The following is a 24,348-nucleotide window of genomic DNA, read 5'->3' as shown; positions in this document are numbered from 1 at the left end:
AGGAGAAAAGTCGTGAGGCCAATTGGTGATTCCTTTGCCTCACGTTTTCTCAATCACTTAATTTCCATGACATTTTAAAAATAAATCACTGAAACTTCCTTTTGGATCATATTGTTTCTTCAAACTATCATACAATTCTTTATTAAATATTTTCCAAAATTGGTCTTCAGAATAATAAACCCGTGAATAAAGGGATTTATTTCCATCTAATTCTTGTACTTTGTTTTCGATTTTTTTATTGTAAAAACCTTCTTCATGTTTTGTTGGCACCATATCCCAAAATCCGAAATTAACATACAGTATATTAGGGTCCATTTCATAAAATGAATAAAGATGATTTTCTTGATATGCCTTCGTCGGACAAATCCAAATTGGTTTGATTCCAATTTCGTGTTGAAAAAAATCTAGGAAATTTTTGGCGTGATGGATGGGAATTTCGACATCCTGAATGACTGATTCCACTGGACCAGTCATTGCATCAGCCACTTTTCGTGCGAATTTATTCGAATTAAAAAAACGTCTTATTTTCATATAAACAGTCGACTTCAACATTAATTTGCCAAACAAGAAACGTACAAAATAATTTTGCATAAAAAAATTTTTGGAACACCAAAACCAATCAGAATCCCAACGCCAGATGTAATCTTTTGTTATTAGATAATCAACGCTTTTTCTCTTGATGGATTGGTAATAAATATTCATGTATTTGTAATTGCTGGTAAATGGCGCATCATCAACAAACTCGCCTAAGGTGATATACATATTATCTTTATCAAAGATAACACCATCGATAAAGCAAATGGGACTTTGTGTTCGATTTTCTCCACATAATTTCTTTAATTGAAGAAAATATTCCTCTGCATTAGTAAAATGTAAATGATTTAATTTTACATATTTCTTTACTGGAATAAGTTTGATTTTAATTTTGAGTGCATAGCCTAATGTTCCATAAGTATTAGGGAAGGCATAGTAAAATTTTTGATGCTCATTATTCTGATTGACAGTAATCACACGGCCATCACCCAGTATCACTTCATACTCCAGCATGGTTTCATGGGCTAATCCATAACGAAATGAGGACGATTCAATACCACAACCTGCGAGTGCACCTCCTATCGTGATCGATTTCAATTGAGGGACAACCGTAGGTAGAAAATCGAATTCTAGCGTCTTATTCACGATTTCTTCATACGTTGTCATGCCTTCAATTTCAGCAGTTTGATTGATTGAGTCAATCGAAATGACTTGATTAAAATGCCTTACATCAATTTTCTTTTTTGCCGGTTTCCGATCGCGAAATAGATTGGATGTGGTTTTCTTTAGTCTAATTCCATTACCCTGAGCAATAGAAAGAGCTAATAGTTCTTGCATTAATTTTGCTTTTTTTTCTTCGTACTTTCTTAATCTTTCCGCATTATCGAAAACTTGTGTATCCATGTAACATCCCTTTTGGTGTAAGCGCAAATTGCCAAAGCTCCATATCACGTGCGCGGAATCCTCCAGCACAAGTAAGCAAATAATAATTCATCATACGATGAAAATTTTCATCGTATGATGACTTTAATTCGTGCCAATGGGCATTTAAATTTTGATACCATCCTAATAAGGTTTTATCATAAAAAGCACCAAAATTTTGCAAATCTTCTACTATAAATCGACCTTCGAACGCTTTGCCAAGCTGTTTTAATGAGGGTAAATGACCATTGGGGAAAATATATTTATTTATCCATGGATCACAATAAATTTTTGTCACATTTCCACCAATTGAATGTAATAAGAATAAGCCATCATCTTTTATAAATCGACGTGCTATATCGAGAAATGTGCCATAATTTTTATAGCCAACATGTTCTAAAACACCAACACTGACTACTTTATCGAACTTCTCTGCATTTAGATTGTAAACCTCTATGTCACGATAATCGCATTGATATATTTTTACTGGAAGATCCCTACAAAGATTTTTTGCATAAGCAGCAGGTTCCCTTCCTATATCACAAGCAACCACTTCACACCCATATTTTTCCGCAATGTACTTCGCAAGGCCGCCCCATCCGCATCCAAGTTCTAGTACCTTCTCTCCGGGATTAAGATACATCTTTTTACAAACAAGCTCGTACTTTGCGAACTCTGCTTCATCCAGGTTTCTTGCCTCTTTCCAATAGCCACAAGTATAGGCCATACTTTTACCTAGCATACATTCGTATAATCGGTTGCCTAAATTGTAGTGAACATTGGCGACTGTTTCGGATTTGCTGCGTGATTGTTGATTGAAAAGGGAATATTTGAGATTTAAAAAAAGATTAGACAATGTTGATGACAATTTATCATAAAGCTTATGTCGGCAAATTCGATAAAATAATTCATCCAGTTGATCACAGTCCCACCAACCTTTCATATAGCTTTCGCCAGCGCCAATTGATTTTTTTTTAAGAACTTCTAAGTAAAAACGCTTATCATGAATTTTGATATCGTATGGTTTATTACCATTAATCGTAACACCAATTTCATCAAGAATTTGTTGCAGCATGCTCATTCATCCTTCCATAGAGTGAAGTATCTTCCTCAAAATCCTTATTCCAAGAATTTTTATTAAATGCCATCTTTGAATTCACCGCTGAGCGTAATCTTCTCACCGTAGTGGTAGCTACTGTTTTCACGAAAAAATTCAAAAAGATCCAGTATCTTCAACGCCCTTATCTTCTCGCTACGGTCTCAAATGCTTTTTCCAAGATAATTTCTCTCAAATTGAGATGACTTGATAATTTGGATAATTTTTTTACTCGCTATATTGTTGTGTTTTTCAGGTCTATACACTAAACAAATCTCATCTTTAAATATAGGAGCACCTTTTAGTTTTTTAAGATGATTATATTGAGACGCAACCCTTGTGGGTAGAAGACCGTATCCAAGACCTAAGGATGTCAACTTGGCCACAACTTCCAGGTTAGCAGATTTAAGCACACCATTAAAAATGGTTTTATTGCCGATTTTGTTAAGAATGTATTGTGATTGAGCAAGGTTTTCATCATAAATCAGCCTATCCTGTGCGTTCTTGGCATAAAAAACAGTGACCTCATCTTTATATAGCTGGCTAATAACCAGATCGGGATGTCTCACCGGGTTAACAACGATTCCAAAATCTGCTTCCCAACTAATCACTTTTTCTGTCATCTCTCTTGAAAGGCCATGAATAAAATTAAATCCAAGCCCTGGGAAACCAACCTGAAGCTTTGGCATAAAACATTCGAGAGTGTAAAGAGCAACTGAGGGATGAACAGCAATGGTATAGCTTGCTTGAATAAGGCCTGATTCAGGATTAGCTAAATTTTGGGCCTGCTCCCATTCATATAATAGACGATGAGAGCGTTTCTTAAACTCTTCTCCAAGTTTTGTTAGCTGGATACCGTTTTTAAGCCTAATAAGTAGTTGTCCACCAAGTTTATTCTCTAATCTTTTTACAGCATAACTAAGTGCAGGCTGAGATATCCCAATAATTTCTGAAGCCCTTGTAATGTTAAGAGTATCGCTAACAACTATAAAATATTTTATATCATCTAATAATAAAGACATAAGTAAATCTTATCACAACCATTTGAATAAGTCATTTTATTTATTGATTGAAAGTTAGTAATCTACTCACACAGGAGAGAAAAGATGAAAAATACCGCTTTCAGTTTAATTGCAGTTCAAAATCATTCTATTAAAAATTCCGAATTTAAAAAGTCATCAGATAGCGATTCTGCTATGGAAATGGCTAAAAGGATATTAGCTGAGTTCATGATTTTTCGCCGTGTTCCAGAGATCAGCAAATCATGTAAGCATACAGATTGTCAAAAATGCCTTTCACCACATTTACCAAAAGTTATTTCAGCAGTGGAAAAACATAAGCCTGTTATTTTTGTATTGCCGGCCTTCCCTGGAAAGTCTCCAAACCCTGAAAAAGTTCTTGGGCCACTCCCAGATTTTGCTGAACGACTTGCACTTAATTTTCTTGGGAATCTTTGTCAACGAATAAAAAAATTTTACACACCTGGGATTAAAATTATTTTGTGTTCCGATGGAAGAGTTTTTAGTGATGTGGTTGGAATGAAGGAAAGCAATGTGACTGCTTATCAAGTTGAACTCGATAGATTGATAGAGGGAATGTCTCTTCGAGACATATCCACTTTTAACCTTGATGACTTTTATAAAGACCTCAACTTTGTCCAAATGCGTAACGAGCTGATGAAAAGTTATGAACAATCATTAGATTTTCTCAAGCATAAGGTACGCAACGGCGCAAAATCTTCAGCAAGCCAGATGAACAAGAAGCAAATCGTATGTACCGTGGAATCACGCGCTTTTTATTTGAAGACTCCATGCATAAAGACCAAACGAAAAGTCGTTCTGCTATCCAGAAAGAATCTCGTTTCAAAGCATATGAGGTTATCAGAAGGAGTAACGCCTGGAGTAATTTAATTAGAGAGCACTTTCCAGAGGCAGTTCGATTATCCATTCATCCACAAACTTGCGGCGCAAAAAAATTAGGAATTCGTTTAATAGGAAGCGAAAGCTGGATGACACCATGGCATGGAGTGGCCGTTGAAAGCAAAAATGGGTATGTCTTGCTGAAACGTTCAGAAGCTGAAGCGATAGGTGCAAAATTAATTTACTCTCCTGATGGACGCCGCAGTCATTATAAATTAATGACAGATGAGAGTTTATCCACAGCAGGAGTATAGTATGAATTATAAGATTACTCATCTTAAGCCATTTGGTGTGCTCTTAGAACCTAATAGCATAAATATTAATGTAAAAGACCTGGATATAGAGAGCTTACGCAAATTATTTTGGCAAGAACAACTTGTTTTATTAAGAGGGTTTGGTACTTTTCAAAATGCCGAGGATTTTTCTAACTATTGTGAATTCTGGGGGGAAGTTAGTCTTTGGCCATTTGGAAAAGTACTTGAGCTGATTGAGCAAGATAATCCAGAAGATCATATTTTTGATAATAGTTATGTTCCACTGCATTGGGATGGTATGTATCGCCCCCAAATCCCTGAATATCAAATTTTTCATTGTGTAAAAGCTCCTTTATTAGGACAAGGTGGACGAACCACTTTTTCAAACACAATTTTAGTCTTAAAACATGCATCTCCTGAATTAAGAGAGCTTTGGGGCAAGGTGACTGGGATCTATCAAAGAAAAATGGAATTTTATAATAGTAAAACTGTGTCGCCTATTATCACCAAACACCCTCAAAAGGATTTGTCAGTCATTCGCTACAATGAACCTCCTTCTGAAGACAAAGGGCATTTTGTAAACCCACCAGATCTTGAGTTTATTGGAATTAGTCATGAAGAATTAGATGCCTTCCATATCAGTTTAAAGAAGGCCCTGTACCACCCGAGCAATTTTTATGCACATGAATGGCAAATAGGGGATGTAGTCATTGCTGATAATTTTTCGCTGCTACATGGTAGAGAAGGGTTTATCTCTAAATCTCCGCGTCATATTCAACGCGTTCATGTTTTGAGTACCCCCCCTTTGGGTAACCCTGGTCTTGAGTCTTACGAATGAGCACACAAACAGCAGACATTGTAATAGTTGGAGCTGGTCCTGTTGGGCTTATGTGTTCATACCTGGGACAACTTTGTGGTTTACACACGATTATTGTCGATAAGAGTGATGGGCCTTTAGAAGTTGGTAGAGCAGATGCTCTTAACGCGCGCACTCTACAACTCCTTGAGATAATCGATTTATTTGCTGAGCTCTATCCTTTGGGAAAAACTTGCAACACCAGCTCAGTATGGGCGGGTGGAAAATTCATCTCCCGCCAATCTTCATGGTGGGATAAACTGGAAGGCTGCCTACATAAACATTTCCTGATGCTTGGACAGTCCTATGTAGAGAAACTGTTGGATGAAAAGCTTAAAACGATTGGCGCTGCAGTAAGACGTTCATTGACAATTGAGGATATCACCCTTAATGGGGGAGAGTGCCTCACAACTCTATCCAATGGAGAAAGCATTCGATCAAGCTACGTTATAGGCGCGGACGGGTCTCGTTCCTTTGTTCGAAATCACTTTAAAATACCTTTTGAAATCATACGACCACAAATAGTATGGGCAGTCATAGATGGCATTATAGACACTGATTTTTTAAAGGTTCCCGAAATCATCGTTTTTCAGGCTGAAACATCCGATGTGGCGTGGATCCCAAGGGAAGGAGAAATCGATAGGTTTTACGTAAGAATGGATACTAAACACTTTACTCTAAGGGATGCCACTGACAAAATTAATCATGCCATGCAGCCTCATACCTTAAGGTTTGAAGAGATTGTCTGGTTTTCACAATTTTCGGTCAAGGAATCTGTAGCCGAGAAATTCTTTATACGAAATCGTATTTTTCTTGCAGGTGACGCCTGTCATATTCATTCAGTAAACGGAGGACAAGGGCTCAACACAGGTCTTGCTGACGCATTCAACCTCATGTGGAAGTTAAATATGGTTATAAATTTCGGTGCTCCTGCAGAACTGTTGCAGAGTTATGAAGACGAACGTAAACCTGTTGCTCAAAGTGTGATTGAAACTTCTGGTGAGCTTGTTCGTTCAACCAAGTACTCACAGAACGGAACCCACGCCCAAGATTACGTAAAGATTGTACAAAATCGTGCAGGAAACATAACTGGAATGGGGATTCGTTATGGGGGCCAGGGGCTTCGTGGCTCACGACTATATGATTTTGAAATTTTTAATGGCTTCGTCAAAACACGACTTTATTCTCTTCTAGACTACACTAAATTCACACTATTACTCTTTGGCGATCAGAAATTGATTCGAAATCTACCCGAATTTGTAAAAGTTATTCAAATTTATTCAAACAAATACCAGGCAGAATATTGGACCAATAGTCCTCAGTATATAAATCAGGCCATTTTAGTTAGGCCTGACTCCTATATTGAAGCGTCCGCGCCTTTAGATAAAGCGGAATCTCTACTTGAATTGACTAGGTTATGATGAAAAATCTAATTTTTTTAGCAATAGGAATGTTTACAGTAGGCTGCAGCTCATTTCTAATTGCTGGACTATTACCTCAAATTGGCCAAACTATCGGACAATCAATTGCAATAACCGGGCAAGGTATTACCTTATTTAGCTTGACTTATTTTCTTTCAGCTCCACTATTTTCAATGCTCTTTATTAATAAGTCAGTTAAGCGCATTATTCAATTCGCACTTACTGTATTCATTCTTGGCCATTTAATCACGCTGGTTTCTGAAAATATCGCACTATTTCTAATAGGAAGGGCCTTTGCTGGAATAGGCGCTGGAATTTTTACTCCGTTATGTATCACCATTGCAATTCATCTTGTTAATCCATCTGCCAAGGGGCGAGTTTTAAGTTTTGTCTGGGGTGCTAATAGTGCCGGTGTAGTATTTGGCGTTCCCTTTGGACTTTACCTTTGTTCATTGTTTCATTGGCAGACCTCGATTGCCTATATCGTTACTTTAGGCTTACTTGCATTAATTGGTTTTTCACTACAAAATGCAGATATAATGCTACCCAAATCTCCATCATTTGGAGATAGACTTCGCCTTTTCGTCGACCAAAAAATTCTATCAGTCATTGGAATTACCTGTTTTACTTCCCTGGCAAGCTTAGGACTATACTCGTATGTAGCCCCTATTCAATCAGGATCTCCCAATTCACTCACCATGACGTTGTTTATTTGGGGACTGGGAGGTTTCACAGGAAGCTCATTAGTTGGGATTTTTATCGATCGAACTGAAAAACCACGGGTTATTATGGCTTTCATTTTAGTTGGCCTCATGCTAACTATCATTTCAATTCCTTTTACGAAGAACTTACCCTATTGGGGATTAATTCCTTTCTTTATGTGGGGCGCTTTCGGGTGGGCTACAACGACTCCCCAGCAACACATTTTACTTGAACTGCATGAACAACAGGGGAACATTCTTGCCGCTATCAATGCTTCAGCCATTGGGCTGGGAGGAGCTTTAGGAACGACTCTTGGTGGTCTAATAATTACTTCTGGATTTAGGGAAATCTATCTTCCTTTCCCTGCTGCAACTTTATTACTTGTCGTATTGATATGTCAGTTAATATTAATTAAAAACTCAAAAAGGAATATATTACGTGAATAGACCAGTCGTTATTGTTGAACCATTATCTTCAGGAATAGAATTGGCTCCCACTTTTAAGTCTCGAGGGATACCTGCTATTGCAATCACTTTTAAATCCCCAAACTGGATTGGATTTGGAGCGAAAATTCAACCTTCCGATTTTGCCGAGATTATTCCCTATCAACCAAACCTTGTAGAGGTTCTTAGGAAATACAACCCACTTGCTATTATTCCTGGTACTGAAGAAGGAGTTCCTCTGGCAGAAGAACTTGCTACAGCCTTAACACCTCAGTTCACCAATGATCCTAAGAAATCACTTCACAGATTACACAAAGCCCTAATGCAAAAAGCCTTGGATGAAGCGGGTGTACCTGCCCTTAAGACACTTAATACTTCATCCGAAAATGAAGTTGAAATTTGGATTAAGACAAACGAGTTAGCTGATTCTCCGCTTATAATTAAACCTCCAATTTCTGCCGGCAGTGATAAGGTCTTCCACATTCCAGCAATGGGGGATTGGAAAAGAGCTTTCAACCACGTTTTAACCGAGCCATCTAAAATTACTGGAAAAATTAGCGAAACAGTGGTTGTACAGGAACAAGCTATTGGTACGGAATTTGCCGTCGGCACTGTAAGCGCCAATGGAAAACATTATTTGGCGCATTTGATCAAGTATAATAAAACCTCTTCTAATGATCGTAAAACTGTTTTCGATTACGTTGAATTTGTTCCTTACAGCGAAGGAATACATAGTGAATTATTTGATTATACTCAAAAAGCCCTAGATGCTTTGGGAGTTCGCTGGGGAGCTGCTCACAACGAAATAATGCTCACTGAAAAAGGACCACGCCTTATCGAGTCAGGCGCGAGAATGTGCGGAGGTCCGGTTGTAGGATTTGCTAGAGAAGCAACTGGCAGCAGTCAAGCAGATAAATTAGTTGAAATTTATGCCCATGGTGATGTCGTGACAAAAAACTATGATTTCAAAAAAACGGTTGTACCTGTTTTTTTGAAATCACCTGCTAAAGGAACAATATCGAATATTGAGGCCTTTGATGAAGTTTCTATGTTGCCGACTTTGCTTAATAAGTATATTTGGTTTAAAAATGGTGACCAGGTGCCCCAGACAGTAGATTATCTAACAAGTATTGGAATTATTAGTTTGGCTGGAGACCGCGAGTCCATTTTTTTAGATTACCAAAAAATTCGACACATGGAATCAAAATTAATTATCCACAAGGTATAAATTTTAGAGTTCATTCATAACTTTGGAAACCTTTGAAATCTTTTGGATAGCACTTGATATAGGAAACCTCCCCCTTAGCATACATGTCAGACGGGCTTATAGCAGGGCTGTATTATTGCTTGACCAATAAACAATCAATGAGTACAATTGTTTTTATATTCCTCAGATTGAATATTATATGCCTCTTTTCATTATAGATTTTGATGAGACTATTGCTTCTGAAAATACGCATAATGCTGTGTCACATATTACTACTGGCGGCATAGACAGTGTGTGGGCAATTATTAAAAATATTCCTCCCATAGGAGGCGAAGAAATTTGGCAAAAAACAATACGCTCAATTATTGAAAATGGACATCGTCTCGCAATTGCATCCTTTAATGCCTATGGATCTACGGTTATTCCTCAATATCTAGAAGAAGTCATAGGATTGAGTTCTGAAGAAATTAAAAAAATACATATTGAATCCTGGCTGCCAATGAACCCAGATACTTCTGATAAGAATGAACACATACAATATGTTATTCAAGAGATGGGATATAAAGGTTCCCCAGAATCCATTGTTCTTATTGATGATGACCTGAAAAATATTCGATCGGCTCAGGCAAAAGGATATAGAGCAATCCTTGCAACAAATAATTACATGCAAAAAATTCAGTCTTTAAGTTACGACTGGAACCAACCAATCTCAACCTCCAGCTTTTTTAAGAAAGTGCCTGCCAATAATAAAGAAGATAACTCCACCTCAAAAAATCAATGCTTAATTATGTAGAAATAGCATTAATATTTTATTAATAATTATCCACTATAATTATATTTAAATCTTACTGTACATAATTAATCTTATTCTTCAATTCTATTAGACGCGTAAATATATGCAATGGAGTAGGAAAAATGGGTGTACCTGAAACTGAAATAACCACGATAATGCATGAGAGAATTAAAGTACTTTCACAAAAAGCAAAAGAGCATTTTTCTAAATCTGAGAAACACAACATTTTTGAAGATGGCGAAGACGAACATAAAATCGTCCGATTATATGATGAAAAGAAAAATCCAATTTATTTCCTCATGTCTCAAAAATTAGGAGCTGGTGCATTTGGCGAGGTATCACACGGAATTCAACTGGATATTGAAAATGGTAGCATGCTTCCTGGCACTGATGTTGCGATTAAAGTGACCGATTTTTCTGAAGGTGGAACACTTGGGAAAGATGATATTGAACAAGCTCAAAAAGAAACAGAACATGAAAAGGAAATTCTTAGTAGAATACAGCAAAATAGAGGCTTTTCTATTGGGGGACGTACAAAAAAAATTAAATTTGAACTTGATGAGGAACTTACTCTGGAAAAAGATGCCTATGTGCAAGAAGCGATAATTGCAATGCCTTTACATCCTGGAAAAGATGTGCAGCATAAGGCACATAAAGATAAATTTAGTTATGGTTCTATTACTTTTGTTAAACTAGCCTCCAAACTTTGCAGCAATCTTGAAAGATTACATGATAATGGCATTATTCATTCTGATCTAAAACCTGCCAATATTATTTGGGATGCTCAAAATGGTAACGTTAACATCGTTGATTTTAATCGTGGCAAATTTATCTCCCCTCAAGAGACTCACGTCTTTTCTTCCTCATCCTCAGATCAAGCTTACATGGCTCCTGATTGCTTTACAAAAGATCAAGGATATAGATTCTCCAAGGCTAGTGACATCTATTCATTGGGAAAAATTCTTGCTGAAAAATTTGACCTCTCTCTACAAAATGATCAAAAAGAAACTTTAAATAACAAGAAATACTTAAGTTATGACCAGTTAATAATTAAGCCTTTCCTAGAGAAAATGACTTCTGCGGATGAATCTAAACGACCAATGCTTAAAGAGTGCATAGAATTTTTCAATCAAATTGAAAATAAAATGACACTGGACATCGAACAACCTGACAATAAAACTCGTTTAGAGTTAAGTAAAAAAATAATAAGCTTGGAATTATATGCGAACCAATTAAAAAAAGAGAGCAGTAAAGAGAATAAAATAAATAAATTTCTAGCTTCTTCGGGTATTACTGCTAACAAAACCCAAAAATATGAAGAAACAATTAATACTATACAACTATTAACAAAAGCTTTGTCTACACCTGAAATTGATAAGGATTTGATAAAAAAGCATCAGGAATCACTAGACTCAAAAGCACATGGAATTTTCAGTTTTAAAGGCCGATACCATAAAATAATTGATGATGTGAGAAAAGCCCTAGCCAAAGATGAAACAGAGCCGGAGCAGCAAAATACCAACAAACTGATGTGATTTTTCTCTTTTACGACGAAAAAATCTAAAGACCGATGTAATCAAATTTTCAAACGAGTTATAAGTTTTCAGAATCTAAGTGTCACCCATTACCTGATAATCAACTTTATGATATAATTGTTTTAAAAATAATCATTCCGTTGATGAAATTATAACCTAAAGAGGTTTATCAACCAGTCTTTTCCTCAACTGCAATGTAAATACATAAGGAAAAACAATGAGTTTTGCAGCATTAGGTTTGATCGATCCTTTAGTCCAAGCAATCAGTAAATTAGGCTACACAGAGCCTACCCCCATCCAATCAAAAGCAATTCCAGTAGTCTTATCTGGCTACGATTTGTTAGCTTCAGCGCAAACCGGCACCGGTAAAACAGCTGGGTTTGTATTACCAGTCCTACAACAATTAAGCCAAAAACCCAGAACTAAAAATAATCGGGTAAAGGTTTTAATTCTAACTCCTACCCGAGAGCTAGCGGCTCAGGTATATGAAAATACTGTGCAATTTGCGCAGAATTTAACAATACGCTCTGCAGTAGTTTATGGCGGAGTAAAGATAAATCCGCAAATGATGAAATTACGCCCTGGTGTTGAAATTTTAGTAGCAACTCCTGGACGTCTATTAGATCTACATCAACAACGCGCTTTAAGCTTTGATGAGGTTGATACTCTGATTTTGGATGAAGCGGATCGTATGTTGGATATGGGTTTTATTCATGATATTAAAAAAATCATTAAATTGATGCCTTTGAAAAGACAAAACCTAATGTTTTCTGCTACTTTTTCTGAAAAAATACGCTCGCTTGCAAAAAGCATATTGCGCCAACCAGTTGAAATTGATGTAGCCCCTAGAAATACCTCGGCAATCGACGTCAAACAAATTATCCATCCTGTGGATAAAAATCGTAAGTCTGAGCTTCTTTGTCATTTAATTCATAAAAATAAATGGAAGCAAACTTTGGTTTTTTCACGCACTAAACATGGCGCCAATCGATTGGTAAAACAGTTAGCAGAAAACCATATACATTCAGTGGCTATCCATGGCAATAAATCACAAGCTCAACGAACAAAAGCTTTAACTGAGTTTAAATCAGGCGAAGTGCATATTTTAGTTGCTACTGACATTGCAGCCCGCGGTATTGATATTGATAAACTTCCTTGTGTGGTTAACTTCGATTTACCACAAGTCCCTGAAGATTATGTCCATCGCATCGGCCGAACCGGTCGCGCCGGAGCCTTTGGGACTGCTGTCTCACTCGTAAGTGCTGATGAATCTCATCAATTACAGGCTATAGAAAAATTAATTAAACGGAAACTTGAGCGAGTAGAAATTGATGATTTTGAACCTATGCATCGAGTCCCTGCTTCAGAAGCAACAATTAAAAAAAGTGCTTATCCCTCACGGAAAAAATCAGGTTTTCTTTCTAAACAAAAATCCAAATTAAAGAAACCGAGTAGCACACGACCAAAATTTGAATAATCTATATCTATAACTCCATCACATTGCTGCCAAAAAGTTAACGAGGATATGCGATAATAATGGACAGGTATGCTTTCGTAACGGCCATTTTCGCTCAACTTATTAAAAGCAAAAAATAAATTGAGGCCAAGATAATACCTAAAAAGTATTGTATATTTGCAAAATTATTTCTGGGCATGCTAATGAGCCCACCTAAACCGGCTAAAATACCTACCAAACACCTCCATTTTTTCTTAAATTATAACCATGCTATTTTTGCTTTTTTATTTCTCGTTCCTCTTAACTTAATGAGAAGCGTTGCTTCATTTTTGCTGAAATTATTTCACTTTCTTTATTCCATTGCTTCTTTTTAAACAAGGTTATTCCGGTAACAAAGATAGAAGTGTTTTTTGAGTCCTTTTGTTCTGTTAATGGAGCCTCTTCTTCTAGTTTAAATTCTTCTTTAATAGATTTTACCAAGCTTGCAAGATACTTGTCAGAGATTCCTTTATTATAATAAGGAAGACGCCGCTTAAAAAATGATTGGACATCACTGAAAGTACAACCAAATAACAAAGGACTTTTCGTTTCCAAAAGTTTACGCATTACTTCAATTTCATAGATATACGCATTGGCTTCAGTATTAGCGATTTTTGCTGCAACATTAAACGCATGTCCTGCTTCATGAACAGTCGTCCCAATTATATCAATCGTATTTTGTTCAAAAAAATTTTTTTTAAAAGCAATAGTTCGATTTATGTCCCAATCTTTATGGTGATGTCCTAATAGGGCATAAGTATCTTTATTGACAAAGACAGCAGGATTACCTCGGACGCCCAAAAAATCATACGGCGGTTTTAAAATATCAATTTGAAGTTGCGGAATAGAAGCAGTTACACCATTGAGCCCACTCCATCCAATATTGCGGCATTCTTCTATGAGTAATCTAATGTGATAACTAGTCAGCATGATGTTCTCCTTTTGCAGATCGAGCAACTCAAATTTGTAACTAAAATGATTATTGCGAATCAATTTTCATCAGTCAATATATTTAGTGAATATTTGGATTTTATTAAGGGTTAGTTGACAATTCACCTACCACCTACGTGCCGCGGCCATATCATTACCCATAACTTTTTTAAGGCCCTATGACCTGTGAATAGTAAATTTTAAGGGCTTTAAGTTCTTTTAATCCAAAATTTGTATAACTTTGGATTAATTATGTATTTATATTTTTATGTTTATATTTTTGCGATAATGCCATTTTTTAAAGATGTTATTCTTCATGGATTGGGTACTGCGACTCGATGTTGCAAGAGAGAGTTGTCTTCTTCAGCAGTAAGAGAAGGCCATCTATGCCACTAGATGAACCTAGGATCATGAATAAAGTAGCTGATCTGACAATGTAACGAAGGAATTTTTTTCCGGGAATCAAATCGTGAGCGAGTAGGGTCAGATCTTGCCCTTTGCCTCTTGTATATAATATTGTTTTATAATTCTGCTGATTCTTGAATAGTGAAGCCCAAAATATTTTCCAATTTCCTTCATAGAATACAATCCACTTTTATAAGAACTGTATATTGCTTCATCTCGATTGCCTGACATTCGTTCATACTCTTCAATTGTAAAGCCCTTAACTAAATCGGGGACATGAGTGTTAGGAAGATCTGTAAAATCAACTGTAGTGTCAACATAGCTCGATACTCTGGAAATAAAGTCATCCGATCCCAGATATATTTGATGCTTTAAATCAATCCACGGACTTTTCTTACTTAGGCCAGCATCAACGAATTGTTCATATTTTATTAGCACCGATGATTTTATAAAGCTAAATGATGACAAAAGCTAGTCTACTGTCAGCCATGAAGGAACTGGTACTCTACCACTTGTTGCTAAATAACTACTCCAATGCCATTCATCTGCCTTTTCAACAAGGCCTGCCCTAACCGGATTTAATACTATGTAGCGCGATAACTCCAATAGATAGTTGTCTTTCTCAACCAATATAGATTTATAGCGACCTTGTATGACATGCTCAATCCGCTTATGTGATTTATTAAATTTCTGAGTGTATACCCGTTTAGATAGCGCATACCTTTCGATAGATTATCAAACGGTGTTTCAATGAGTGAATGGTAATGATTTGTCATCAAACAATACGAATGACATAGCCAATCGCATTTTAAACAAGCATCACCTAAAACAGATTTGGACATCGTTATTAGTGGAGATACTTCAGCTAAACTGCTCTATTAAATTACATAGTCGATTATGACTATTGATAATAGACATTAAAAAAACTCTTTGGGAATCCGCTAGTTAATAAATCGAAATAAAAGTAATAAAAATCAAGGAGTTGGTGGAGGCGGCGGAATCGAACCCGCGACAATTTATTATAACTTATTGATAATATGAAGTTTTACTTTATGCCTTAATTTTTTGGGCATATATTGGGTAGTTTTATTAGGATTAAGCACTCTTTCGATCTTCAAAATCATTTGGCATAACAGACAAGTGAAATCCCAATGCATTCAAAATCTCATTTGTATTTCTTAGATAAGGATTTCCTTTACCTGAAATTGTTTTATATAAACTGTTTCTACCCTTAGAAGCCTTTTCTGATAACTTGGTCATACCTCCATGCGCTTCTACAACATTGCGTAATGCTTCTAAAAAACCATCAATATCACCATCATCGAGCGCTGCATTTAAATACCCAGCAGCCTCAGAAGGTTCTTTTAAGGATTCAATTAAATAATCATGATAATCGATACTCTTAGCCATGATTCTCTCCTTCTAAATAATCATTCAAATATTCTTTTGCTAGTTTAATGTCTTTACTTTGTGTTTTTTTATCTCCAGCACAGAGCAAAAGCACAATCAAATCATCTCGCTCACTATAATAAATACGATAACCTGAGCCGAATTTAAATTTTAATTCACTTATCCCATCGCCTAGAACTTTATGCTCGCCTAAATTTCCAATAGCGACTCTAGCTAAACGAGATTGAATGCGATGACGAATCGAAGCATCCAATGATTCAAGCCATGAGATGAATGGACAATCTCCATTATCTTTTTGGTAAATCTTTATTGTTTTTCTTTTTATTTCTTTCATATGCATATTGTATCCCATGAGATACAATAATGCAATTTTTATGCTTACAACTCATATATTAGTAAGAGCATATGTGGATGTTTTGGCATGAAAAAGACCTACTTTTATAGGGTACTAAAAATATTTATAATCTATATACTTTATAGCTAACCCAAATTTTGAACATTGCATATAATGTAATTAATTATCTTAAAAATAATTTATATGACTAATTTAGCACTAATCAATCCTAAAATTCTAACATGGGCCAGAGAGCGTGCTGGTTTAACCGAGGATTTATTAGCTGAAAGAATGCATGTAACAGTTGAGAAAATTATTTCATGGGAAGAAGAAAAAAATAAACCTACATTTACTCAAGCTCAAAAAATTGCTCAAATTACGCACATTCCCTTTGGTTATTTTTTCTTGGAAAATCCCCCCATAGAAAAGCTCCCTATTCCAGACTTGCGTACTGTTGGCAGTACTAAAATTCAAGAACCATCTTTGGATTTGCTTGATATGATTAAGCAAGTTATTTTAAAACAAGAGTGGTATAAAGATTATTTAATTTCTCAAGATGCTAAACCACTTCCATTTGTAGGTCGTTTTAATACTAATTCCTCCATATATAAAGTTGCTGAAGATATTAGAAAGGTATTAGAAGTTCCTATACCCCAAAAAGGTACTTGGGAGGAATACCAGAAAAATTTATTTGAAGGTGCGGAAGCAGCTAACATTTTAGTAATGTGTAGTGGTGTTGTAGGGAGTAATAATCATAGAAAATTGTCTGTTAATGAATTTAGAGGTTTTGCTATAACAGATCCGATAGCCCCTCTAGTATTTATTAATAATTCAGATGCACCAACTGCAAAATTATTTACCTTAATTCATGAACTGACTCATATATGGATTGGCTCCAGTGGTATATCTGATTTAAATAATCATAATAAAGTAGAGTCCTTCTGTAATAAAGTTGCGGGAGAGTTCTTAGTTCCAAAAGAGGAGATCCAGTCTATCTGGAAACCAAACAATGAATTATTAATCAATCTAACTGAAATTTCTTCTAAATTTCATGTGAGTAAATTAGTTGTCGCAAAACGAGCAGTAGATTTAAATCTCTTAGATGTTCAAAGCTATAATAAATTTTACTTAACCGAATTAAAAAATTATAAAAATAAAAACCACTCTGGGGGTAATTATTACCGCACAGCGGGAGTAAAAAATAGTCATTTGCTTTCAAAAACTGTAATTACTGAGGTACTTAGTGGTCGTTTACTTTATAGAGATGCTGGAAGGCTTTTGGATATTAATCCAAGTAAAATTCAAGCATATGCAAATGAGCTATTTAAATGAAGTATTTACTTGATTCTAATGCGTTTATACAAGCACATAAAACATATTATGGTATGTTAATATGCCCTGGATTTTGGGATTGGATTCTTCATGCAAATAATAACAAAGATATTTCAAGCATAAAGTTTGTCCAAGATGAATTGGAAACAGGTAATGATGAGCTAGCTAAATGGGCAAAAGATAATTCTCATATTTTTCTACCTATTGATGATGAGTCGACTCAACAAGCAATGCAACAGGTAGTTAATCATGTTTATTCATTAACTAATTTGAAAACAGGCGCTGTTGATCAGTTCTTAAAGGGAGCAGACCCATGGTTAATTGCTAAAGCAATGGTCAGCAATGCTACTGTAGTAACACAAGAGACTATTGATTTAAATGCAAAAAAAATAATAAAAATTCCTAATGTTTGTCAACATTTTAGGATTAATTATATAAACACTTTTGAGTTGCTGCATTTATTACAGGCTCAGTTTATAATGTCCAATAGTTAAGAGTATTAATACCTTATAAGCCAGTATCCACTCTTAACGGTAATGTCCAATCATTAACCGGTTGATATCCTGCAACCATTGATTTATCTGGTATCCATCGCCCATAATGCTTAATAATCATCTCCGTATCCTTATGTCCATCTGGGTAGCTACCACAAGGGATTTTCACCAGCAGATAGCATCATTGATGCATAAGTATGGCGAGTTTGATACGGATTACGATAACGCACACCTGCTTTCCTTAAAATATGTGCCCAACAAGTTTTACGAATCTGGCCATCTGTCTCCCATGGGGTATTGGTGCGTGGATTATAAAAAACTCGTTTCCCTTCAAGAAAAGTAAATGTTTTTTGATTCTTTAAAGCTTCCAAAGCAGGTGGAAGTAACAAAACGTCTCGAACCCCAGACTTAGTTTTTGTTCCTTTCTCTTGTTTTAAAACCACGGCACGAGAAACACGTACCAAACCTTTCAACCAATCTATATCATCCCACTCCAAAGCAATTAGCTCGGATGTGCGAAGACCTGCAAAAAAAGCAAATTGGAATAAATTTCTTGTCTGCCCTTTTGCTTCATTTAATATTGCTTTTATCTCATCTTGATCAAATGGATCTACTTCCCAGTTACTTTGGCTAGTTTTTTTATTGATCAATTTAGATAAAACTAATTTATCAAGTGGATTACGCTCAATCACTCCATCATTCAATGCTTGATCAAGCATATTGCGCAAAGGGGTTAGAATATTACGTACCGTTTTAACTGTTAGGTTTAATCCAGTAATCCAATTGCGAATAATTAATGGAGATAATTCTCGAATAGGAACATGTCCAAAAATTGGATATAAATGTGCTTCGCAAACTTTTCTATAACCGTTATAGGTACTGGCTTCTAGTGTTTTTTCTGCAATCATCATATAGTCTTTAAGCATCTCACCAGTAGTTGCTTTGATTATTGCATGACCAAATAATCTTGCACGCTTTGAATTTGGGAAATAATCTGCATAATTAAAAGTACCAAGAGCAATTGCATTGATAATTTCTCCTCGAAGACGCTCAGCATATTTTATGTTTGCTTTCGTTGGTTCAAGTTTTAACGTTTCTCGGCATTGGACACCGCGATAACTAAAGATGATCCGGATTGCATGCCCAGTCCCCCATTCACGAATGCTTACACCGCGCGGAGGCTGCAATTCGTTGCCTTGTTGCCGTTTTCCACCCATTTTTCAACCTCAACTAAATTAATCCATATGTTGCCGTCTGGTCCTAATTTACATTGTACACCATCAAGCCAGATACCACGTTTGCGTTTAGCGTGTACTGCATCAGAAGTATCTCCTGAATCCTGACAATATTTTTTAAGTTTTACCCATTTCACGATATGTCACTCCATTGATGCACTGAGTTGCCGAAAACCTTTAGGAAGAGGTAAATATTTTTTAAACTGTTTTTCTTGAGTGTGTATTTCAAGAATCATTTGATATAACCGTACTAATTGTAGTTCGGAAGAAAAATTAAGTGGTACGAAGTTATCGCAATAAATTGCACGAATATTTTTAATTGGTGAATAAGAAAGGTCTGCAATATTTTTTAAGGTGTAGTTAGTTGACTCCAAAAGATATTGAATAATTCCTTTATAAATTTGTGCCTTGGAATTGTTATCCATGAATAATACTCCTTTGACTATCTTATCCAGTAGCTAACTTATTCATTAAATGTCAAATTATCTCGCAATTTTATTTGGTGAACTAATCAGCAACATGATATATTGGCGATAATTATTCTATTTAAGATTATTTTAGCAGGTTAATTGAATAAATTTATTCAATTAATGGTAATTTACATATCATTATATGTTTTTGTCAATCTATTTTTGAATAAGTCTATTCATTTTATCGGGTTATTATTAATGGCTGATATGACGTTAAGCGAGAATTTGCAACAACTCATGAGGATACATGGGAATATTTCTGTTAGTGAGTTAGCTCGGTTAACTGGCATACCTCAACCTACTATTTATCACATTCTAACTGGTTCTACGAAAAATCCACGGAAAAAAGCATTAGAAGAATTATCCCGTTATTTTTCTGTTTCCATCGATGAATTAATTGGCCAAGAACCTTTGCCTGCTGTGATTCCTGATGCTGTTAAAGAGAACCTGCAGATCAGTACCATACCTGTCATCAAATGGGAGTCATTAAAAGAATGGCCTTCAGGAACAGCCAGAACTCAAGACACACAAGAAATATTAATTGATAAGAAAATTGACAAAAACTCTTTCGCGTTAATTATGCCCGACACATCAATGGAACCTCTTTTTCAACAAAATAGTCTTTTAATCTTTGATTCAGGTAAAGCTCCTAATGATAGGGATTTCGTAATCGTGCATTTATCAAAAGAGGGAATAATCGCTTTTAATAGATTATTTATCGAAAACAATACCTTTTATCTGCGACAAGGCTTAGAAGATGGAAGCCTCAAACTAATAAAATTAGACAAACCTCATGATCGAATTCTAGGGACACTTATTGAGGCACGGATTCAATATTAAGTTTGTATTCATTAGGAATTTCTTCATGTAATCCAAATATAAATGGATTAAAGTTTGTATGAATATCGTAATGGTCAACTTGCTCCACCTTCTTTAGATATTTCACGATCAACCAAGCAGGAAAAACCATTAGCACTGCACAACTCATTTTCCATAAATAACCACAAACCATCATCCATCCAAGATGATGTTCTGTTAGCTTGCCAAAATAATTAAGCATATCAACAACTATTGTAAGCAATGCTTGCCCTAAAGCTGTTGATAGTAGGCTTCTCATTATAAAAAATTTACCCTTTAGAAAAATCTTCCACTTTGATAAAAGGTAAACATTAGTGAGCTCTCCAATAAGCAAACCAACAAGCCCCGCACCTACATATCTTAGGTAGGATCAAAAACAATTTCATATGCTGATGCTTGTGTGAAAAATTCGGGCGCAGGTAGATGAGATACAGTAATCACAACTAAAGAAAATATAAATTCAGCTAAAACACCAATCCAAATAAATAATCTGGGGTATGCATATCCATATACCTCACCAACAATATCACAAATACTAAAAGTAAGAGGAAATACAAAAATACCTCCGGGTTCAAGCATTGATCCAATCTGAGTTATCCTGCTTGCTAAACACACTGTTGATAGTAAAAAAGTTAAATAAAGACCAAGCAATAAGTAAGGGTATTTATATTGCTTCTTGCGAGCTAATGCGTCAAAAATTTCCTTCCTCAAAACATCTCCTTACTACTGCTATTTATCTTTATTAACTAATTGGTATTCTTTCACAGTTTCTCTAACCCCAGCCATATAACCAATTTTATTAGCATCTTCAGGTTTAAACTTTGCTATTAATTCTTTATCTTTTGAAAGCTCGGAAGGAGATTTTTTTATAGTAGTTGCTTTAGACTTTGATCTTATTTCAAGTAAATACTCATCTACTTCAGGAGTCATATGCTGAACCACGATAGAATAATCAGGTTTTAATCGCTCTACAGTAGCCATATAAGTTAAAGTACGTACGGTTTTAGTATCCAGATTCTCAATTAATTCGTTATCCATGATAATATCGCTGATATTTTTTTCTTTTGTATGCCTCTCAGACAATTTAATTACTGCTTTTGTGAAGCCTGTTTTTTTACACTCAAAAATATCAACAATCTCATATTGAGGCTTTTTCGCTGTTTCAGCCACAAATTCTTTTAGCATGTCGGCAAACCACTCATACCAACTGATCTTCTGTTTCATAATCCATTACTCAAATCATTCCAATTGCACCAATACTCTCTTTACCATACTCTGGCAATAATAAATCATCAGGAAATTGTCCCTTTCTATTTATGTATTCGGAGTGTTCTACTGAAAAACCAGCTTTCATTAAACTCCGTTCTAATACTTCCTTTGTGATCCAATGCACAAACTTAGGTAACGAGCTAACCCGCCCACTACTTTCATACTTTGCTGGTTCAGTTATTTCACCAGGCCATTCTTCATTATTATCGACTCGTCTATTAAATTCAGGAATAAATCGCTGCCAGTTTTTCAAAAACGGTGTTTCGCAAACGATATATATTTTTCCATTTGGAGTCAGTAATTTTGACAACAAAGCCAATGATTCCTCTATTTTTGCACCTGAGAAAAAATGTAAAACACGACAAATCAAAATGGCATCAAATTGTTTTTCAGGAAGGCCAATGAGCTCATTAGGCAATTCTCCGGGTACAAGAATTAGCTTACTACTATCTCCGGTCAAGGATTCACTGGAATCATCAGTTAGTTCCAAGAAACGTTGACGAACAACAGCTAGATTTTCTGGCTCAACGTCATTACAAAAAACGGTTGCTCCTTTTGCAATTGCTTCCAATGTTGCTGCACCAAAGGCTGCACCTATTTCCAGTACTTTACCACCTTGCTTAGCTGATAAAGCTGCATGTTCAATGAATTTCTGAGAAACTGGATCGCACGGTGTTGTTGTAAACCCGCCAAAAGGATTATGTGTTTTAGTAAATATACCAGTGCTTTCTTTGGATGATGGTGCCTCTACATGAGTAATGCTTTTGGGATTAGTAACGATATTATTATCACTATCTATGCTCAGCTCCTCAGTTTTGGAAATATTCCATGGAAGCTCAAGAGGAGGCTCTACTTCATCAGTTAATTCACCGAATAGTTTTACTGTCTGATCAATCTGCGTTTTGAATGATAGAAGAAAAGTAATTGTGGGTGTGCCAAAGTGATGTGCCCATCGATTAGCTCTAATAATCTGAAATTCATGTTTAAGAGAGTCTGTGCTCAGATGACGGTAAAAGCCTTCAAATAAAATGGTTGCTTGGGTCATGCAGAGAGATTGATTAAGATCATGGCTTCCGATGAGTTTATCTAACTCTGCCAGTAAAAAAAGGCTATTTTTTAAAACGCCATTAAGTTTGTTGTAATTTTCAACAGATACTTTAATTGCTTTGCAAAAATCTAAGAATTCCATTTAAATCTATCCTACATCCTAAAAACAAATGCAATATATAATTAAGACTAATTAATTTCAATAATTTTATTCAAATAAAAAGAGCTCCTTGGCCTGTATATTAATCTATTTCTACTGCTTAATTTACTTTATTAGAAATGTTAGAATCTTTGTTTGTAATTAAAATTTCGACAAGCCTCTCTCCAAGATAAGCGGCGATATCATGTGAGTTAGGGGCGGTATTTTTCTTCAATTCATCTTTGGCCACTAATTTTCCAATAGTTTTACCTATTGCAACCTCCCAAGATACCGGTTTTTCAATTAAATACATTAGGTCGTTTCTAATTTCTTTTAGGTTAAAATTTTGTCTATCGTATCCACTATCTTTAAAATTCAACATTACTTGATAATGTGGGTGGCTTTGTTTATTAGAAAGCCATGTCTCAATTCTCCTTACTAACTCATCCCATGTTAAATCGAGAGTTTCTAATACTTGATCAGTTAATAATAAATTTTCTGCTGCCCGACAATTCAGGATAAAACGCTTAATTTTTTTTAGATCCTCTATATTAGAAGTATTTTCATCTTTATCACGCAAAGAGAAGGCACTTGCATCATCATAAACAGCCATTATTATTTGCTCGATATCTTGCTCATAGGCTGGCATGTTCGATATGCCATCGGTTGAGCATGGATACAATTTCAGTTTCTTATTTGATGTTCTTATTGCCTGTTGCCATATTCTCTCGTCATCTTCACCTTCAACGAGTAAAATAGGAGATTGATTAAAAAGATTGGATAAAGGATGAGCTCCAAAAATTGGTAGTATCTTACGATATTCATCCGAAATTTTTTTGAAATTTAGTTCTTTTTGTCCCGCAATCATAAATTCTATGTGTGTACCTTCAAAATCTTCTAATGCTCCCAAAATTGCGGTGCTATGAGTTGCCAAGAAAATGATGGCATTTTTATTACTTACTAATTCACGTATAAAGTTACATAACCTTGCTTGAAGATCTGGATGCAAATGGACATCGGGTTCATCTAAAAATAAAATGTTTTGTTTTTCTTTGTTACATTCCTTTTCAAAGACAAGGCATTCTATTCCTAAAGAAATGAGTTCCGACTCCCCACTACTTATTTCATTCGGATTTAATTCTTGATCAGTTCCTTTTTTGTAGATTTTAAATATTGAACCTGATCGCTTAACTTCAATATTATCTAATAACTTGTTTAGTTTGTTGAAATACAAATCAAATGTATAGTT

At 35.5% G+C, this 24,348-nt stretch carries 24 protein-coding genes and 2 pseudogenes; 11 read left to right on the top strand and 15 right to left on the bottom strand.

What is annotated here, in order from left to right; genetic code table 11:
- Positions 1–57: 57 nt before the first annotated feature.
- From OK13_RS02320 to OK13_RS02310, 3 genes are all read right to left on the bottom strand, one after another.
- Positions 58–1,437, bottom strand: coding sequence for an FAD-binding oxidoreductase (locus OK13_RS02320; protein ID WP_035887250.1), 1,380 nt, complete (start codon positions 1,435–1,437; stop codon positions 58–60).
- A complete protein-coding gene (cfa, locus tag OK13_RS02315; RefSeq protein WP_052117524.1) occupies positions 1,415–2,530 on the bottom strand; it encodes a cyclopropane fatty acyl phospholipid synthase in 1,116 nt (371 codons plus the stop codon). Before cfa ends, OK13_RS02320 begins: the two co-directional genes overlap by 23 nt.
- A gap of 185 nt (positions 2,531–2,715) precedes the next feature.
- Entirely contained in the window at positions 2,716–3,573 is an 858-nt protein-coding gene (locus OK13_RS02310) for a LysR family transcriptional regulator (protein ID WP_035887246.1), read from the bottom strand.
- A gap of 84 nt (positions 3,574–3,657) precedes the next feature.
- On the opposite strand from OK13_RS02310, the pseudogene OK13_RS02305 reads away from it, so the two are divergent.
- From OK13_RS02305 to OK13_RS02270, 8 genes and pseudogenes are all read left to right on the top strand, one after another.
- Positions 3,658–4,724: pseudogene (locus OK13_RS02305) on the top strand (L-tyrosine/L-tryptophan isonitrile synthase family protein).
- 1 nt (position 4,725) lies between these two features.
- On the top strand, positions 4,726–5,562 hold the full coding sequence (locus tag OK13_RS02300; RefSeq protein WP_035887244.1) for a TauD/TfdA dioxygenase family protein: 837 nt from the start codon (positions 4,726–4,728) through the stop codon (positions 5,560–5,562).
- Entirely contained in the window at positions 5,559–7,001 is a 1,443-nt protein-coding gene (locus tag OK13_RS02295; protein WP_035887242.1) for an FAD-binding protein, read from the top strand. Before OK13_RS02300 ends, OK13_RS02295 begins: the two co-directional genes overlap by 4 nt.
- On the top strand, positions 6,998–8,149 hold the full coding sequence (locus tag OK13_RS02290; RefSeq protein ID WP_035887240.1) for an MFS transporter: 1,152 nt from the start codon (positions 6,998–7,000) through the stop codon (positions 8,147–8,149). The genes OK13_RS02295 and OK13_RS02290 overlap by 4 nt, the downstream gene beginning before the upstream one ends.
- The gene (locus tag OK13_RS02285; protein ID WP_035887238.1) at positions 8,142–9,374 is read left to right on the top strand and encodes an ATP-grasp domain-containing protein; all 1,233 of its coding nucleotides are present in this window, start codon (positions 8,142–8,144) and stop codon (positions 9,372–9,374) included. Before OK13_RS02290 ends, OK13_RS02285 begins: the two co-directional genes overlap by 8 nt.
- A 178-nt stretch (positions 9,375–9,552) precedes the next feature.
- Positions 9,553–10,146, top strand: coding sequence for a hypothetical protein (locus OK13_RS02280; protein WP_035887235.1), 594 nt, complete (start codon positions 9,553–9,555; stop codon positions 10,144–10,146).
- Positions 10,147–10,268: 122 nt separating this feature from the next.
- Positions 10,269–11,681 (top strand): protein kinase domain-containing protein, encoded by a 1,413-nt coding sequence (locus OK13_RS02275; RefSeq protein ID WP_035887233.1) that lies wholly within the window; start codon positions 10,269–10,271, stop codon positions 11,679–11,681.
- 217 nt (positions 11,682–11,898) lie between these two features.
- Positions 11,899–13,158, top strand: coding sequence for a DEAD/DEAH box helicase (locus tag OK13_RS02270; protein ID WP_035887232.1), 1,260 nt, complete (start codon positions 11,899–11,901; stop codon positions 13,156–13,158).
- Between the two features lie 279 nt (positions 13,159–13,437).
- Here the strand turns inward: OK13_RS02270 and OK13_RS02265 are convergent, their stop codons facing one another.
- The 4 genes from OK13_RS02265 to OK13_RS02250 all read right to left on the bottom strand — a co-directional run bounded on the left by OK13_RS02265 (position 13,438) and on the right by OK13_RS02250 (position 16,255).
- Positions 13,438–14,106: a hypothetical protein gene (locus OK13_RS02265; protein ID WP_052117523.1), complete on the bottom strand. Its 669-nt coding sequence runs from the start codon at positions 14,104–14,106 to the stop codon at positions 13,438–13,440.
- A gap of 483 nt (positions 14,107–14,589) precedes the next feature.
- Positions 14,590–14,979, bottom strand: coding sequence for a hypothetical protein (locus OK13_RS15025; RefSeq protein WP_241480355.1), 390 nt, complete (start codon positions 14,977–14,979; stop codon positions 14,590–14,592).
- A gap of 627 nt (positions 14,980–15,606) precedes the next feature.
- Positions 15,607–15,921 carry an addiction module antidote protein gene (locus OK13_RS02255; protein ID WP_014843117.1) on the bottom strand — a complete coding sequence of 105 codons (315 nt, stop codon included), beginning with the start codon at positions 15,919–15,921 and terminating at the stop codon, positions 15,607–15,609.
- Positions 15,914–16,255 (bottom strand): type II toxin-antitoxin system RelE/ParE family toxin, encoded by a 342-nt coding sequence (locus OK13_RS02250; protein WP_027268225.1) that lies wholly within the window; start codon positions 16,253–16,255, stop codon positions 15,914–15,916. Before OK13_RS02250 ends, OK13_RS02255 begins: the two co-directional genes overlap by 8 nt.
- A 204-nt stretch (positions 16,256–16,459) precedes the next feature.
- Between OK13_RS02250 and OK13_RS02245 the strand changes: the two genes are divergently transcribed.
- Positions 16,460–17,587, top strand: coding sequence for an XRE family transcriptional regulator (locus tag OK13_RS02245; RefSeq protein WP_014843115.1), 1,128 nt, complete (start codon positions 16,460–16,462; stop codon positions 17,585–17,587).
- Positions 17,584–18,081, top strand: a complete 498-nt coding sequence (locus OK13_RS02240) for a DUF4411 family protein (protein WP_014843114.1) — start codon at positions 17,584–17,586, stop codon at positions 18,079–18,081. Before OK13_RS02245 ends, OK13_RS02240 begins: the two co-directional genes overlap by 4 nt.
- Positions 18,082–18,094: 13 nt before the next feature.
- Here OK13_RS02240 and OK13_RS02235 read toward each other — a convergent pair.
- From OK13_RS02235 to OK13_RS02230, 3 genes and pseudogenes are all read right to left on the bottom strand, one after another.
- Positions 18,095–19,298 (bottom strand): annotated as a pseudogene (locus OK13_RS02235) (Arm DNA-binding domain-containing protein).
- A complete protein-coding gene (locus OK13_RS14035; protein WP_011214455.1) occupies positions 19,247–19,453 on the bottom strand; it encodes a hypothetical protein in 207 nt (68 codons plus the stop codon). The pseudogene OK13_RS02235 and the gene OK13_RS14035 overlap by 52 nt, the downstream one beginning before the upstream one ends.
- Before the next feature lie 6 nt (positions 19,454–19,459).
- Positions 19,460–19,741 (bottom strand): hypothetical protein, encoded by a 282-nt coding sequence (locus OK13_RS02230; protein ID WP_035887229.1) that lies wholly within the window; start codon positions 19,739–19,741, stop codon positions 19,460–19,462.
- A 144-nt stretch (positions 19,742–19,885) separates the two neighbouring features.
- Between OK13_RS02230 and OK13_RS02225 the strand changes: the two genes are divergently transcribed.
- Positions 19,886–20,626, top strand: coding sequence for a helix-turn-helix domain-containing protein (locus OK13_RS02225; RefSeq protein WP_173402492.1), 741 nt, complete (start codon positions 19,886–19,888; stop codon positions 20,624–20,626).
- Here OK13_RS02225 and OK13_RS15720 read toward each other — a convergent pair.
- The 5 genes from OK13_RS15720 to OK13_RS02205 form a co-directional block, all read right to left on the bottom strand.
- Positions 20,601–20,978, bottom strand: coding sequence for a VUT family protein (locus OK13_RS15720; protein WP_277619254.1), 378 nt, complete (start codon positions 20,976–20,978; stop codon positions 20,601–20,603). The two genes, OK13_RS02225 and OK13_RS15720, sit on opposite strands and share 26 nt — an antisense overlap.
- Positions 20,979–21,004: 26 nt before the next feature.
- The gene (locus OK13_RS15715) at positions 21,005–21,355 is read right to left on the bottom strand and encodes a VUT family protein (protein WP_277619253.1); all 351 of its coding nucleotides are present in this window, start codon (positions 21,353–21,355) and stop codon (positions 21,005–21,007) included.
- An 18-nt stretch (positions 21,356–21,373) separates the two neighbouring features.
- Positions 21,374–21,868 (bottom strand): hypothetical protein, encoded by a 495-nt coding sequence (locus tag OK13_RS02215; RefSeq protein ID WP_011214451.1) that lies wholly within the window; start codon positions 21,866–21,868, stop codon positions 21,374–21,376.
- Positions 21,869–21,878: 10 nt separating this feature from the next.
- The gene (locus tag OK13_RS02210; protein ID WP_035887227.1) at positions 21,879–23,102 is read right to left on the bottom strand and encodes a class I SAM-dependent methyltransferase; all 1,224 of its coding nucleotides are present in this window, start codon (positions 23,100–23,102) and stop codon (positions 21,879–21,881) included.
- Between the two features lie 118 nt (positions 23,103–23,220).
- Positions 23,221–24,333: an AAA family ATPase gene (locus OK13_RS02205; RefSeq protein ID WP_035887225.1), complete on the bottom strand. Its 1,113-nt coding sequence runs from the start codon at positions 24,331–24,333 to the stop codon at positions 23,221–23,223.
- Positions 24,334–24,348: the final 15 nt, after the last annotated feature.

Source organism: Legionella norrlandica (assembly GCF_000770585.1).
Classification (GTDB): Bacteria; Pseudomonadota; Gammaproteobacteria; order Legionellales; family Legionellaceae; genus Legionella; species Legionella norrlandica.
This window is presented reverse-complemented; position numbering and strand designations above follow the sequence as displayed.